Annotated in this window: 13 protein-coding genes; 6 read left to right on the top strand and 7 right to left on the bottom strand. The window is 70.8% G+C overall.

Going from position 1 to position 14,662, the window contains the following annotated elements:
* Window positions 1–158 precede the first annotated feature (158 nt).
* On the bottom strand, window positions 159–1,157 hold the full coding sequence (locus tag ABD747_RS14360) for a LacI family DNA-binding transcriptional regulator (protein WP_344805670.1): 999 nt from the start codon (window positions 1,155–1,157) through the stop codon (window positions 159–161).
* 50 nt (window positions 1,158–1,207) lie between these two features.
* Between ABD747_RS14360 and purL the strand changes: the two genes are divergently transcribed.
* Both purL and ABD747_RS14350 read left to right on the top strand, forming a co-directional pair.
* The gene (gene purL / locus ABD747_RS14355; RefSeq protein WP_344805669.1) at window positions 1,208–3,472 is read left to right on the top strand and encodes a phosphoribosylformylglycinamidine synthase subunit PurL; all 2,265 of its coding nucleotides are present in this window, start codon (window positions 1,208–1,210) and stop codon (window positions 3,470–3,472) included.
* A 55-nt stretch (window positions 3,473–3,527) separates the two neighbouring features.
* On the top strand, window positions 3,528–3,995 hold the full coding sequence (locus ABD747_RS14350; RefSeq protein WP_344805667.1) for a group II truncated hemoglobin: 468 nt from the start codon (window positions 3,528–3,530) through the stop codon (window positions 3,993–3,995).
* A gap of 4 nt (window positions 3,996–3,999) precedes the next feature.
* On the opposite strand, the gene ABD747_RS14345 is transcribed toward ABD747_RS14350, so the two are convergent.
* Complete coding sequence (locus ABD747_RS14345) at window positions 4,000–4,776, bottom strand: SIS domain-containing protein (RefSeq protein WP_344805665.1); 777 nt, start codon at window positions 4,774–4,776, stop codon at window positions 4,000–4,002.
* An 87-nt stretch (window positions 4,777–4,863) separates the two neighbouring features.
* On the opposite strand from ABD747_RS14345, the gene ABD747_RS14340 reads away from it, so the two are divergent.
* Window positions 4,864–6,216, top strand: a complete 1,353-nt coding sequence (locus ABD747_RS14340; RefSeq protein WP_344805663.1) for a dipeptidase — start codon at window positions 4,864–4,866, stop codon at window positions 6,214–6,216.
* Here ABD747_RS14340 and ABD747_RS14335 read toward each other — a convergent pair.
* Genes ABD747_RS14335 through ABD747_RS14315 form a run of 5 tightly spaced genes read right to left on the bottom strand, consistent with a single transcriptional unit; the run spans window position 6,213 to window position 10,411 of the window.
* On the bottom strand, window positions 6,213–7,184 hold the full coding sequence (locus ABD747_RS14335) for a quinone oxidoreductase family protein (protein WP_344805661.1): 972 nt from the start codon (window positions 7,182–7,184) through the stop codon (window positions 6,213–6,215). The genes ABD747_RS14340 and ABD747_RS14335 overlap by 4 nt on opposite strands.
* Window positions 7,181–7,540 (bottom strand): hypothetical protein, encoded by a 360-nt coding sequence (locus tag ABD747_RS14330; protein WP_344805659.1) that lies wholly within the window; start codon window positions 7,538–7,540, stop codon window positions 7,181–7,183. Before ABD747_RS14330 ends, ABD747_RS14335 begins: the two co-directional genes overlap by 4 nt.
* Complete coding sequence (locus ABD747_RS14325; RefSeq protein WP_344805656.1) at window positions 7,537–8,403, bottom strand: DODA-type extradiol aromatic ring-opening family dioxygenase; 867 nt, start codon at window positions 8,401–8,403, stop codon at window positions 7,537–7,539. Before ABD747_RS14325 ends, ABD747_RS14330 begins: the two co-directional genes overlap by 4 nt.
* Window positions 8,404–8,426: 23 nt before the next feature.
* Window positions 8,427–9,197, bottom strand: coding sequence for a citryl-CoA lyase (locus ABD747_RS14320; RefSeq protein WP_344805654.1), 771 nt, complete (start codon window positions 9,195–9,197; stop codon window positions 8,427–8,429).
* Window positions 9,198–9,244: 47 nt separating this feature from the next.
* Entirely contained in the window at window positions 9,245–10,411 is a 1,167-nt protein-coding gene (locus ABD747_RS14315; protein WP_344805651.1) for a CaiB/BaiF CoA transferase family protein, read from the bottom strand.
* 216 nt (window positions 10,412–10,627) lie between these two features.
* Between ABD747_RS14315 and ABD747_RS14310 the strand changes: the two genes are divergently transcribed.
* Genes ABD747_RS14310 through zwf form a run of 3 tightly spaced genes read left to right on the top strand, consistent with a single transcriptional unit; the run spans window position 10,628 to window position 14,510 of the window.
* Window positions 10,628–12,127 (top strand): amidohydrolase family protein, encoded by a 1,500-nt coding sequence (locus ABD747_RS14310; protein ID WP_344805649.1) that lies wholly within the window; start codon window positions 10,628–10,630, stop codon window positions 12,125–12,127.
* A gap of 33 nt (window positions 12,128–12,160) precedes the next feature.
* Window positions 12,161–12,970 (top strand): IclR family transcriptional regulator domain-containing protein, encoded by an 810-nt coding sequence (locus ABD747_RS14305; protein WP_344805647.1) that lies wholly within the window; start codon window positions 12,161–12,163, stop codon window positions 12,968–12,970.
* Between the two features lie 46 nt (window positions 12,971–13,016).
* Window positions 13,017–14,510 carry a glucose-6-phosphate dehydrogenase gene (zwf, locus tag ABD747_RS14300; RefSeq protein ID WP_344805645.1) on the top strand — a complete coding sequence of 498 codons (1,494 nt, stop codon included), beginning with the start codon at window positions 13,017–13,019 and terminating at the stop codon, window positions 14,508–14,510.
* Window positions 14,511–14,662 lie beyond the last annotated feature (152 nt).

Here is a 14,662-nt window from a genome sequence, read left to right as displayed (position 1 = left end):
CGGCGATGACGTGGTTGCGATTGCAGGATCGATCCCGCAGCGGGTGAGAGAACATTAGCAGAATCGATTCCGCACGCGCAAGGGGCTCAAGCCCGCGAGTTGTCAGGTTCTCAGCGCGCTATAGCGCGCTGAGAACCTGACAACTCGCGGGGTGGGGGTCAGGGGGCGCCGGTGGAGGCGCGGGCGTGGAGGCGCGGCTCGAGGGTGATCGTCCGGGGGCCGTCGGGCGGGGTCGCGGCGTCGAGGATCGACAGCAGCAGGTCGGCGCAGGCCCGGCCGTGCTCGCGCGGGACGAGATCGATCGCGGTGATCGGCGGGATCGACGATCGCACCGGAAGGCCGTCGACGCAGGCGGCCAGCAGCAGGTCCGTGCCGATCGTGTAGCCGCGCGCGGTGACGGCCGCAGCGACCGCGGCGGCGATACCGTCTTGGGCGACCACGATGGCATCCGGCGGGTCGGACCGCCGGAGCAATTCCTCCACGGGCCGCTCTACGCTGGAGGCGTCGGCCAGGAACGGTGCGCCGACCACCAGGCGCTCACGGTCGTGGCCGGTGCACCAGCGGTCGTACGCCGCGTTGATCTGTCGGGCCCAGGAGGTGTTCAGCGGTGGACTGATCAGGCCGATCCGGCGGGCGCCGCTGGCCGCCAGATGGTCCAGCAGCGCGATGGTGCCCTGCTCGTGGTCGAACGACACCGTGCCGGCAGCGGCTGCGACCCCATCGGGCAGCGGCTCGGCGGAGACGACCGGCTTTCCGGTGGCCAGGATCCGGCGTAGCTGCGGGTCGTCGTCGAGGGCGTCGATGACGATGTAGCCGTCGACGTGGTCGCGGGCCAGGGACGCCTCGGTGCTGCCGTTCGGGATCAGCACGACGGGGGTCTCGCGGCGCATCGCCTCGTCCACGACCCCGAAGGCGAACGCGAGGTAGTACTCGTAGCCGGTGGCGTCCGGGGGGACGTACACCCCGATCGCGCCGGCCCGCTGGATCCGCAGGTTCTGGGCCTGTCGGTTGATCTCGTAGCCCATCTCGGCGGCGATCGCGAGCACGTGCTGCCGGGTGTCCTCGCCGATCCGGCCGCCGCCGCTCAGCGCGGCCGACGCGGTCGTCCGCGACACTCCCGCCCGCGCGGCGACGTCCACCAGGCGCGGTCTGCTCACGGTGGATCAACCTACACAGCCGAGCAATTGCGCCCGGTAGCCTTGCGCGCGTGGTGGACACGGTCGAGCACGCTGCCCGAACCCCCGAGACGACCCAGCCCTGGGCCGAGCTCGGTCTGAAACCCGACGAGTACGAGCGGATTCGCGACATCCTGGGCCGCCGGCCGAGCTCGGCAGAGCTCGCCATGTACTCGGTGATGTGGTCGGAGCACTGCTCGTACAAGTCGTCCAAGGTGCACCTGCGCCGGTTCGGCGAGCTGCCGCCGGAGACCCCGATCGGCAAGCTGCTGGCCGGCATCGGCGAGAACGCGGGCGTGCTGGACATCGGCCAGGGCTACGCGGTCACGTTCAAGATCGAGTCGCACAACCACCCGAGCTTCGTCGAGCCCTATCAGGGTGCGGCCACCGGAGTGGGCGGCATCGTCCGCGACATCCTGGCCATGGGCGCGCGGCCGATCGGGGTGATGGACCCGTTGCGGTTCGGCCCGCTCGACGCGCCGGACACCGCCCGGGTGATGCCGGGAATCGTTGCCGGCGTCGGCGGGTACGGCAACTGCCTCGGCCTGCCGAATGTGGGCGGCGAGGTGGTGTTCGATGCGACCTACGCCGGCAATCCGCTGGTGAACGCGCTCTGCGTCGGTGTGCTGCGGCACGAGGATCTCCATCTGGCCAAGGCGTCCGGGCTGGGCAACCAGGTGATCTTGTACGGCGCCGCCACCGGCGGCGACGGCATCGGCGGTGTCTCGGTGCTGGCCAGCGAGACTTTCGACGCGGACGGCCCGGCGAAGCGGCCGAGCGTCCAGGTCGGCGACCCGTTCATGGAGAAGCTGCTGATCGAGTGCACCCTCGAGCTGTTCGCGGCCAAGGTCGTCGCCGGCATCCAGGACCTGGGCGGGGCCGGACTGTCCTGTGCCACCTCGGAGCTGGCCAGCGCCGGCGACGGCGGGATGCACGTCGACCTCGACCTGGTACCGCTACGCGACCCCACGCTCAGCCCCGAAGAGATCTTGATGAGCGAGTCCCAGGAACGGATGATGGCTGTCGTCGAGCCACGGCACGTCGTGGAGTTCCTGGCCATCTGCGAGAAGTGGGACGTGCAGGCGACGGTGATCGGCGAGGTCACCGACGGTGATCACCTGATCATCGACTGGCACGGCGAGACCGTGGTGGACGTGCCGCCGCGCTCGGTGGCGCACGACGGCCCGGTCTACTCCCGGCCGTACGCCCGCCCGGACTGGCAGGACGTCGTCCAGGCCGACGGCGTCGACGCGCTGGCCCGGCCGGCCACCGGCGACGATCTCGCCGAGACGCTGCTCCGGCTGGTCGGCTCGCCGAACCTGTGCGACAAGTCGTGGGTCACCGACCAATACGACCGGTACGTCCGCGGCAACTCCGTTCTCGCCCAGCCGGAGGACGCCGGTCTACTCCGGATCGACGAGCAGACCGGGCTCGGCGTCTCGCTGGCCACCGACTGCAACGGCCGGTTCGCCTTCCTCGATCCGTACGTCGGTGCGCAGCTCGCGCTGGCCGAGTCCTATCGCAACGTGGCGACCTCCGGCGCCCGGCCGGTCGCGATCACCGACTGCCTCAACTTCGGCTCTCCCGAGGATCCGGCCGTGATGTGGCAGTTCACCGAGGCCATCGCCGGTCTCGTCGACGGGTGCAAGGCGCTCGGCACTCCGGTCACCGGCGGCAACGTGAGCTTCTACAACCAGACCGGCAGCGTGGCGATCCTGCCGACCCCGGTGGTCGGGGTGCTCGGCGTGATCGACGATGTCGCGAAGAGGACGCCGATCGGCTTCTCCGCCGAGGGCGACGTGGTCGTCCAGCTGGGGGAGACCCGAGACGAACTGGCCGGATCGGTCTGGGCCGACGTCGTGCACGGCCATCTCGGCGGCCGTCCGCCGGTGGTCGACCTCGATCACGAGCAGCGGCTGGCCGAGGTGTTGATCGCCGCCGCGCACCGCTCGCTGCTGTCCAGTGCCCATGATCTCGCCGATGGCGGGCTGGCCCAGGCAATCGTCGAATCCTCGCTGCGCAAGGGATTCGGGGCCGAGATCGCGCTACCGGAGGATGCGGATCCGTTCGTCGCGCTGTTCTCCGAGAGCGCCGGGCGGGTGCTGGTCTCGCTCCCCGAGGAGTCGCTCGCCGACCTCGAGGCACTGGCCGGCGAGCACGGCGTGGCGCTGACCCGGCTCGGGCGGGTCGCCGGGACCGAGGATCCGACGATCGGCGTCGCCGGTCAGTTCAGCCTGTCGCTGGCCGATCTGCGCGCCACCTGGCGTGCACCGATCCGGGAGGCGCTCGGCATCTGATCAGCTTGCTCCCGGCGTGCGATGATTACATCATTACGCGTCACGGGAGGTCCGGATGGCGGATGAGGTCCCGAGCCTGCATGCCTGGGCGGGCGGTGACGACGCCTTCCGGCGTCTGATCGAGGCGTTCTACGACCGGGTCGAGCAGGACCACCGGTTCGACCGGCTGTTCCCCGGCGGGGTGAGCCGAGACCACCGCGACCATGTCGTGCGGTGGTGGATCGAGGTCTTCGGCGGAGCGGACGGCTACACCCGCAATCTCGGTGGCTACCCGGCGATGCTGGCCCACCACCGCGGCCTGCAGATCACGGCGGAGGAGCGGCTGGCGTTCGCGACCCTGATGAGCCTGGCCGCGGACGACGCTGGGCTGCCCGCGGACCCGGAGTTCCGGGCGGCGTTCATGGGCTACGTCGAGTGGGGGACCCGGCTCGCCCTGCACAACTCGGCGATCGACGCCGATGTCGTCGAGGACGCTCCGGTCCCGCACTGGGGCTGGGGCGTCGCCCCGCCGTACCAGCCCTGAGACCCTACGGAGCGCTGTGCACCCGGTCGGAGAACCGGGCCCGGAGCTCGTTGTTGTGCTCGTCGCCGCCCGGCACGTTGGCGGAGACCAGCACCGGCACCTCGTGGCCGGCCTCGAGCAACAGCCCGCAGACCTCGGTCGCCAGCATCTGCGCAATCAGCGCGGACGTCACCGTCGAGGTGGCGGTGATCGCCACCGGGGTGTCCCCGTTGTGGGCCGGCAGCTTCAGCGCCGCATCGCCGAACACCCCGCCGTTGTCGATGACGACGTCAGCCAGCTCGAACAGCCGCTTGCCGCTGGGGTGCCGCGAGGTGATCTTCGTGGTGTGCTGCAGCGAGGTCACCGCGATCAGCGGGTGGCCGTGCGCCTTGACCCGCGAGGCCAGCTCGACGGTCGAGCCGTTGCCGCCGGAGTTGGAGCAGATGATGAAGACGTCGGCCGGGTTCACGCCCTGCAGCGCGAGCAGCCGGCCGATCATCGACGGATCCCGCTCCAGCAGCGGGTCGTTGGCGCTGGCCGGCTCGTCGCCGCCCAGGAAAACCAGGTCGGTCAGCGAGATCTTGTTGGCGGGGACCAGGCCACCGGCCCGACCGGCGATCTCCATCGCGAAGCTGCGGGAGTGCCCGGTGCCGAACACCTGGATGATGCCGCCTGCGTCGAACGAGGCGACGACGAGCTGGGCGGCGGCGGCGATGTTGTCCTGCTGCGTCTCGACGACGTAGTTGAAGGCGTCCTGGAGCAGCCGAACGGCTGTCCGCTGGTTCACGGTCGGATGGGTCATGCGTACCTTCTCGATCGGCAAGAATCTGCGGGTCGAACGACTCGCGGCGACAGAAAGTTACACCCGTCGGGTCGGTATGGTCAGCCCGTGACGACAATCGATCCCGAGCAACGCATCGACGACGTCCTGCCCGGCGTCCTGGCCGACCTCGAGCAGCTGGTGGCGATCGAGTCCGTCAGCGCCGATCCCGCCCGCGCGGGCGAGGTGGCCCGCTCGGCGGAGCAGGTCGCCGAGCGGTTCCGCGCGGCCGGCTGCCCGGACGTGCGAACCGTGTCCGCCGCTGCCGGTGCACCCGCGGTGATCGGGCGGTTCCCGGCGCCCGAGGGAATGCCGACGGTCTGCCTGTACGCCCACCACGACGTCCAGCCGGAGGGCGACCCGGCGCAGTGGACCAGTCCGCCGTACGCGCCCGAGGAGCGTGACGGCAGGCTGTACGGCCGCGGGTCGGGTGACGACAAAGGGGGCATCGCGGTCCACCTGGCGGCGCTTCGGGCGTACGACGGGCACCCGCCGGTCGGCGTGACGCTGTTCGTCGAGGGCGAGGAAGAGGTCGGCTCGCCGACGCTCGGCGCCCTGCTCGCCGAGAACCGGGACGCGCTGGCCGCCGACGTCTTCGTCATCGCCGACTCGTGGAACTGGGGCGTCGGGCGACCCAGCTTCACCACCTCGCTGCGCGGGCTGGTCGACTGCGTCGTCGAGGTGCGCACGCTCGACCACGGCATCCACTCCGGCGGCTTCGGCGGCGTCGTGCCCGACGCGCTGACCACCCTGTGCCGGTTGCTCGCGACCCTGCACGACGAGCGCGGCAACGTCGCCGTGGCAGGGCTCGCGACCAGCGAGCCGCCCGACCTGGCCTATGACGAAGCGCGGCTGCGCGCCGAAACCGGGCTGCTGGACGGGGTCGACTTCATCGGCGACGGCAGCGTGGTCGACCGGCTCTGGTGCAAGCCGGCGATCGCGGTGATCGCGTTGGACACCACGCCGATCGCGCAGGCGTCGAACACGATCATCCCGTCGGCGCGAGCCAAGATCAGCCTACGGCTCGCACCCGGCGACGACGCTCAGCGCGCGCTGGCCCGGCTGACCGAGCACCTGGAGAGTCATGCGTCCTGGGGCGCCCGGGTCACCGTGCACCCGGGGGACACGGGGCAGCCGAGCCGGATCGCCGCCACCGGGCCGATCGCGGACGTCGCCCGCGCCGCCTTCGCCCGGGCCTGGGGCACCGAGGTCGTGGAGATGGGTCAGGGCGGCTCGATCCCGATGGTCGCCGAGTTCCAGCAGGCGTTCCCGGCGGCGACGGTGCTGGTCACGGCGGTCTGCGACCCGGACTCGCGGATGCACGGCGTGGACGAGTCGGTGCACCTCGGCGACCTGCGCAAGGCGGCTCTCGCCGAGACGCTGCTGCTCGGCGGCCTGGCCGAGCTCGCGGACTCCCGCTAGAACTCCAGCACCACCCGGCTGCCTCCGGACCCGGCGGCGGCCCACGCCTCGGCGCAGCGCTGCGCCGGGAACCGGCGCGAGGTCAGCAGGTTCGGGCGCCGAGCGACCACGTCCAGCACCGAACGCAGCGCGTCGGCCCGCTGCTCGGCGCTCAGCGCGTTGTTGGTGTAGCCGAGGATCGCGATGGTCCGGCCGCGCAGCACGGCGGAGGAGAACTCGGCCACGTCGTGGGCCGATCCGCCGAGGTTGACCAGCCGGCCGCCGGGCCCGAGTGCGGCCGCCGCGGCGGTCGCGGCCGGCCCGAAGACCGGGTCGATCACCACGTCCGCCGGGGCGCCGAGCGCCTCCCGGATCTGCCCGGTGAGGGACGTCGGGTCGATGTCGTCGCCAGTGGCCAGCACGTCGTCGGCCCCGGCCGCGACCAGACCCTCGCGCGCCGTGTCGGTGCGGCAGACCGCCACCACCCGGCCCGCGCCCAGCGCCCGGGCGGAGGCGACGGCGGTCCGGCCCACCATCCCCGACGCGCCGAGCACGATCACGTTCTCCCCGTCGCGAAGGCACGCCCGCCAGGTCAGCGACATCCAGGCCGCGACCCCGGAGGTGCCGACCGCGGCGACCTCGGCGTCGCCCAGCGGGGCCTCGATCGGGACGAGGTCGTCGGACGCGACCACGCAGCGCTGCGACATCGAGCCGTCGCCGGGCGCCATCCCTGCCGTGGTGGCGAACCAGACCCGGGTGCCCTCCGCGAGCACCGCCGAGTCGAGCACGGTGCCGACGCCCTGCACCCCCGGAACGTACGGCAGCGCGGGCGGGCCGAAGTAGGACATACCGCTGGCGCAGAGCAGGTCCAGTGGCACGATCGGCGCGGCGCTCACCCGGACCAGGGCGCGGCCGTCGACCGGCACGGGCTCGTCTCGATCCTCGTACGCCGGTGGCCCGCCGTGCCGGTGCAGGACGGCGGCCCTCATGTCGCGATGTCCGGGTAGGGCAGCCGGAGGTGGTCCATCGCGCGGGCATAGGCGATCTGGTACTCCAGCGGACCGTGGTCGCGCTCGAACATCGCGATGAACAGGGTCAGGGTGAGGAACGGGTGGGCGCCGAGCTCGAACAGCTTCACGTGATCGTGGCCGGCCAGCGCCTCGCGTTCCTCGGCGGTGAACGCCAGCCAGGTGCTGCGCTCGTCGGCGTGACAGTTCAAGATCACGTTGGCCCGCTCGGCCTCCCACCATTCGACCGTCCCGGCCGGGTCCTCGCGGTAGCGCTCGGTCAGTTCCGGGTCCCGGTCGACGGTATAAAGGAACTTGTCCAGCAGATACCGACTCATGATGCCGGGGCTCCTTCCGGATACCAGGTGAAGTACGCCTCCATGGTGTGGAACAGGTCGAGCGAGTCGACATGATCGGCGGCCCGCCCGGCCCCGGCGACGCCCATCATCAGCATGAAGTCCATGAAACCGTGGGTCGCGTTGCCCGGGGCGTGCAGGCTGTCCAGGGTCACCTCCCGCAGGCAGCCGTCGAGGTCGCCGGTGGCGATCCACTCGACCGCCTTGCGGTCGAACTCCGGATCGGGGCCGTGCGGTCCGAACTGCCGCGGCCCGCCCAGCTCGAGCGACAGATGACCGGTGCCGATGATCGCGACCCGCAGCTGCGACGGCCAGCTCTCCACCAGCTCCCGGATCGCGATGCCGAGGTCGACGAAGCGCTGCGGCCGGGGCAGCGGCGGGGCGAAGATGTTGGTGTAGATCGGGACGATCGGCAGGTCCGCCTCCGGCCGCAGGGTGATGATCGGACAGGTGATCGAGTGGTCGATCCGCAGCTCGTTGCTGAACGCCAGGTCGAAGTTCTTGTCCAGCCCGTTGCGCAGGATGTGCGTGGCCAAGTCCTCCTGACCGCGGAAGTGGAAGCGGGGCAGGCCGAACTCTCGCTCCTCGTTGTGCCAGTTGCCGTCGAAGAACGGTGCCTTGCCGACCAGGAACTGCGGCATGTTGTCCAGCCACAGCTGGTGGAAGTGATCACTGCCCACCATCACCAGCACGTCCGGCCGGGCCCGGGTCAGGGTCTCCCGGAAGGTCTCGATCTTGGCGACCCACTCGTCGGCGAACGGCGGCCGGTCCGCGCCGGTTGCGGTGCTCGCGCGATAGTAGAACGGGTGATGCGTCGACGCGATCACGGCTGCGATGGTGGCCATCGGCCCGGTTCTCCTTTCTGGGTTCAGTTATCGAGCTCGGGTTCGACGTAGGTGGCGTTGCGGTCGACGGTCAGGTAGACGTCCATCCCGATCGGTCGTCGCTGCTCCTCGGCGAGCTGGCCGAGCAGGCCCGCGCACCGGGCCAGCAGAGCGAAACCACGCAACATCGGCACCGGGATGCCGATGTCGGCCAGCGCGGCACCACACACGCCGGCGCCGTTCAGCGGCAGCTGCCGGCCCAGAACCTGATCATGGACGCGGCCGATCGCCTCGAACAGCGCGAGGTGGGGGCCGTAGCAGTCGGCGTCCCGGGCGATCCCGACCAGCACGGGGGTCCGCGGGTCGCCCTGCTTGTGCACCGGGTGGCCGAGGCCGGGCACGAAGCGCTTCGCCGCCCGGGTGGTGCGCACGGTCTCCAGCGCGAGCGCATCCCAGCCGGCGTCGTCGGAGGGGACCGGTCCGCCGTACGCCTCCAGCGCCTCGTGCAGATAGCTGCCGCAGTCCTCGGTCACGCCGAGGAAGCGCGAGCCGCCACCCAGCAGGCCGGCGGCGATCGCACCCTGCAGCGAGTCCGGCGCGGACAGGTAGGTCACGCGGGCAGCGATCGCGGTCGGGGTGAAGCCGTGATCGGCCAGCGCGACCAGCACCGCCTCCAGCACCCGGGTCTGACCCGGGTTCGGACGGCGGAGCGTGACCATCCAATAGGCAAGCTCGGCGAACGAGACCTGGCCCATCAGCTCCGCGGTCAGGTCGCGGCCGAGCAGCCGGATCCGATCGGCGTCGGACGTTCCCAAGGACGTCGGGAAAGACGGCGACGTCGGGGAAGGTAGCTCTGAGTCCGTCACGATGCCAGCCACTCCCGGATCTCGGCGCCGTGCTCGTCCAGACCCGGCGGCGGCAGCCGATAGTCCACCGGGTCGGCGGAGAACGTGATCGGATTCCGGACGCTGGGCACCATCGCCGGACCCTCGCCGACCTCGACCACCGGATCCAGGCCGATCTCCTCGGCGAACGCGACCCCGGCGTCGAGGGTGTTGATCGGGCCGCACGGCACGCCGGCCGCGATGATGTCGCGGAACCACTCCTGCTTGGTCCGGGTGGCCAGCCGCGCGACGAGCAGCGGCCGGAGTTCGTCTCGATGGGCGGTGCGGTCCTGGTTGTGCGCGAAGCGCGGGTCGCCGATCAGCTCAGGAGCGCCGATAACCTCGCACAGCTTGCGGAACTGGCCGTCGTTGCCGGCGGTGATGATCAGGTCCCCGTCCGCGCAGGGGAGCGGCTCGTAGGGAAACAGGCTGGGGTGGGAGTTGCCCATCCGGAACGGGACGACGCCGCCGGCGACGACGGCGCTGGAGTGGTTCACCAGGCCCGACAGCGCCGAGGACAGCAGGTTGACCTCGACCTGCTGGCCCAGGCCGGTCTCGTGCCGCTTGTGCAGCGCCGCCAGGATGCCGATGGTGGCGTGCAGTCCGGCCATCACGTCAAAGACCGAGATGCCGGCCCGATAGGGCGGCCCGTCCGGATCGCCGGTCAGGCTCATCAGCCCGGAGATGGCCTGCACGATCAGGTCGTAGCCGGGCAGTGCGGCGCCCTGCTCGCCGCTGCCGAACCCGGAGATCGACGCATAGACGACCTTCGGGTTCGCAGCGGACACGGTCGGGTAGTCCAGCCCGAACCGGCGCAGGCCGCCCGGCCGGAAGTTCTCGATCACGACGTCGGCCCGGCCGGCGAGCTCACGGGCGAGCGCGGCGTCCTCGGCGGTCTTCAGGTCGAGCACGATCGAGCGCTTGTTGCGGTTGACGCCGAGGTAGTAGGTGGAGACGCCGTCGCGAACCGGGGGTTGCCAGGTGCGGGTGTCGTCCCCGGTGGGCCCCTCGACCTTGATCACCTCGGCTCCGAGGTCGGCCAGCAGCATCGTCGCGTAGGGGCCGGCGAGGATCCGGGAGAAGTCGGCCACCAGCAGACCGGCGAGTGGTCCGCTGGGCCGGTCGCCGGGATCGGGGTCGGTCACCGTGGTTGCTCCGATGGTCGAGATAATGTCCGCTCTACGGACACTCGTCCGTACATGGTCGAATCGATCATTCATCCGAGGCTTCCGTGTGTCAACGGTTCGAGCGATGCGATTCCTTGACACCACCATGGCCGCGGGGCAGTGTGGAGTCGTTCGACCGCTATACGGACAGATGTCCGGCCCCGTCGGCGGGCGGGGTCTACTCGAGGGGGAGTCATGAGCGACGCTGTAGTGGAGCCCGTTCCGGAGGCCGGTCTGCCGCTGGTGGTGCGCGGCGGCACCGTATTGGTGATGGACGATGCGCACCAGGTGCTGGTAGGTGGCGACGTGGTGGTCGTCGACGGGAAGATCGCCGCGGTCGGCGCCGGGGTGGAGTCTCCGCCGGACGCGTACGAGATCGACGCACATGGTGGCATCGTGATGCCGGGCATGATCGACACCCATCGGCACATGTGGCAGAGCGCGATGCGCGCCTACGGCGCCGACTGGACGCTGACCCAGTACTTCGTCTGGTACTACCTCGAGCACGGCCGGCGGTTCCGGCCGCAGGACATGCGGGTGGGCAACGCGATCAGCGCCTGGGAGGCGCTGGAGGCTGGCGTGACGACCACGCTGGACTGGTCACACGGGTTGCAGAGCGTCGAGCATGCCCAGGCTGCGGTGGACGGGCTACGAGAGACCCGCGGCCGGTTCGTGCTGGCGTACGGCAACATCCAGGCCGGTCCCTGGGAGTGGACCGCGCAGCCTGAGGTGCAGCGCTTCCTCACCGATCTGCGCGACTCCGGCGACGACCGGATGGGCGTCCAGCTGGCGTTCGACGTCACCGGCGATCCGAACTTCCCCGAGCGGGCGGCGTTCGAGGTCGCCCGCGAGCTCGGCCTGCCGGTGACCACCCACGCCGGGGTCTGGGGCGCCACCAACGACACCGGGATCCGGCAGATGCACGAGGGTGGCTTCGCCGACGAGAACACGGTGTACGTCCACGCCGCCACGCTGACCACGGACTCCTACCAGCGGATCGCGGCCACCGGCGGCTCGATCTCGGTCTCCACCGAGTCCGAGCAGAGCGCCGGCCAGGGCTACCCGCCCACCTGGCAGGTCCGCCGGCACGGCATCGACGTCTCCCTGTCCAACGACACCAGCGTCTGGTGGAGCGGCGACCTGTTCTCGGCGATGCGCACGACCCTCGGCGCGGACCGCGCGCGCGAGCATCTGGAGGCGCATGCCAAGGGCGACACCGTGACCCAGTCCAGCCTCCGCGCCGAGCAGGTCGTGCACTGGGCGACCCGCGGGGGTGCCCGCGCGGTGCGCCGTCCGGATCTCGGCAGCCTGGAGGTGGGCAAGACCGCCGACCTGATCGTGATCAGGAACGAGAACTCCCCGGTCAGCTTCCCGCTGCTGAACCCGTACGGCCACGTCGCCTTCCAGGCCCAGCGCGGTGACGTCCAGACCGTGGTGGTCGGCGGCGAGGTGGTGAAGCACGAGCACCGGCTGGTCGGGGCGGATCTCGCGACGCTTCGCCGCGACGCGGAAGCCACGGTCGAGCACTTGATCTCGGAGATGGGCGACGACGTCTGGCGGGCCGGGATGAACCCGGAGATGCCGGCGGGCGACTCGATCCTGGACAACCCGTATACGTACACCGACTTCAAGTCCGATGCCACCCGCGGCGCTCGTGGGACGATCTTCGGTGAGCCGACTGGCGCGGGGGCATGACCCGACAGTTCGAGTGCTGATGGAGAGGTGGCGGTGGCGGGACGGGGCGAGGGTCCGGACTTCGTCGAGGCGCTGGCCCGCGGCCTCGACATCTTGTCCGCGTTCGATGCCCGACATCCGCAGATGAGCCTCAGCGAGGTGGCGGCGGTGTCCGGGCTGGCCCGGCCGACCGCGCGCCGCCTGCTGCTGACCCTGCAGGAGCTGGGCTACGTCCGCTCCGACGAGGGCAGTTTCGCCCTGACCCCTCGGGTGCTGGAGCTGGGCATCGCCTACGCCTCGTCCCTCGGGCTGTGGGGGATCGCCCGGCCGCACCTGGAGGCCCTGGTCCGGCAGACCGGGGAGTCCTCGTCGATGGCGCAGCTGGACGGCTCGGACATCGTCTACGTCGCGCGGGTGTCGGTGCCGAAGATCATCGCGCTGCGGGTGGATATCGGCAGCCGGTTCCCGGCCGCGGTCACGTCCCAAGGCAAGGTGCTGCTCGCCGATCTGGACCCGGCCGCGCTGGCCGCCGTGCTGAGCCAGCCGACCCGGTCGGGGCTCACCGGGGTGGGAGACGTGCCGCGGGCCGCGCTGACCGCCGAGCTGAGCCAGATCCGGGCCCGCGGCTGGGCTCTCGCCGACGAGGAGCTGGCGCCCGGCGTGCGCTCGGTGGCGGCCCCGGTGCGCGACGGCGCGGGCCGGGTGTTGGCGGCGATGAACGTGACCGTCCATGCCGCCGAGACCAGCACCGAGGATTTGCTGTCGCGACACCTCCCCGTGCTGCTGCGGACCGCGAGCACGGTCAGCGGTGAGTGGGCGCTGTGGCAGTCCAGACCGCACGTCGAGGTCGCCGCCGGGTCCTGAGCACCCCGGGTTGTCGGCGTTACACAGGGATGGCAGAGTCACCCCCGTGCCCGACTCTCACGCACAGACGGTGGCCTACCCTGCGCCCGGAGCACGCCCACGGGTGCCGGTGGACCAGCTCCCGCCCCACGTGATCGTGCTGTTCGGCGCGACCGGCGACCTGTCCCGGCGCAAGCTCCTGCCCGGTCTGGCCCACCTGGCCCTGTCGGCGCTGGCGCCCGACATCGAGGTGATCGGCACGTCGCTGGAGGATCTGAGCGACGAGGCGTTCCAGGGGTTCGCCAACCAGGCGCTGTCGGAGTTCAGCCACCGGCCGCTGACCAAGGAGCAGTGGGAGCAGTTCGCCGGGAAGCTGCACTACGTGCCGACCTCCGCCGGCGCGGAGGGGCTCGCCGCGGCCGTGGCCCGGTCGGAGGAGCGGCTCGGCGGCAACGTGCCGATGCTGCACTACATGAGCGTGCCGCCGGTCGCCGCGCCGGCCGTGATCAACACCCTGCGCGAGGCGAAGCTGGTGGAGAACTCGCGGGTGGTGATGGAGAAGCCGTTCGGCACCGACCTCGCATCCGCGATCCGGCTGAACGACCAGGTGCACGAGACGTTCCGCGAGGACCAGATCTTCCGGATCGACCACTTCCTGGGCAAGGAGGCGGCTCAGAACATCCTTGCCTTTCGGTTCGGCAACGGGCTGTTCGAGCCGATCTGGAACCGCCAGTTCATCGACCACATCCAGATCGACATACCCGAGAAGCTCGGGCTGGACCGTCGGGCGAGCTTCTACGAAGCGACCGGCGCGTTCAAGGACATGATCGTCACCCACCTGTTCCAGGTGCTGGCCTTCGTGGCGATGGAGCCGCCGACCGCGCTGGAACCGCGCGCGATCAGCGAGGAGAAGAACAAGGTCTTCCGCTCGATGCTGCCCATCGACACCCGCAACGTGGTCCGCGGGCAGTACACCGGGTATCGCGACGAGGACGGCGTCGCCCGGGACTCCGACACCGAGACCTTCATCGCGCTCAAGGTCGGCATCGACAACTGGCGCTGGGCCGGGGTGCCGTTCTATCTGCGGACCGGCAAGCGGATGGCCGAGGGGCAGCGGATCATCTCGATCGCGTTCAAGGAGGCGCCGAAGTCGATGTTCCCGCCCGGCTCCGGGGTCGGCCAGCAGGGTCCAGACCACCTGACCTTCGATCTCGCCGACGAGTCGAAGGTGTCCTTGTCGTTCTACGGCAAGCGCCCGGGGCCGGGGATGAAGCTGGACAAGCTGTCGATGCAGTTCTCCACCCAGGAGACCGACCGGGCGGCCGACGTGCTGGAGGCGTACGAGCGGCTCATCATGGACGCGATGCGCGACGATCACACCCTGTTCACCACCGCCGAGGGCATCGAGAGCCTGTGGGAGCGCAGCGCCCCGCTGCTGGCCGACCCGCCGCCGGTGAAGATGTATCCGCCGGGCTCGTGGGGCCCGAACGCCATCCACCAGCTGATCGCCCCGCACGCCTGGCGGCTCCCGTTCGAGCGCGTCTGGCGCGAGAAGAAGTAGATCCTTCCGGTGCGGTCAACGCGGGCCTAGGTGGGCGAGCGTCGGCAAGCGAAGCGCCGGGCGCTGTCTTCCGACCGAACGAGCAGCCCGCGCCAGGCCGGCGGCAGCGGCGGCGTGCCTGGGCTGCGAGCGAGGGAGAAAGTCAGCGTCTG

The organism is Microlunatus ginsengisoli, from assembly GCF_039537205.1.
GTDB classification, from domain to species: Bacteria; Actinomycetota; Actinomycetes; order Propionibacteriales; family Propionibacteriaceae; genus Microlunatus; species Microlunatus ginsengisoli.
This window is presented reverse-complemented; position numbering and strand designations above follow the sequence as displayed.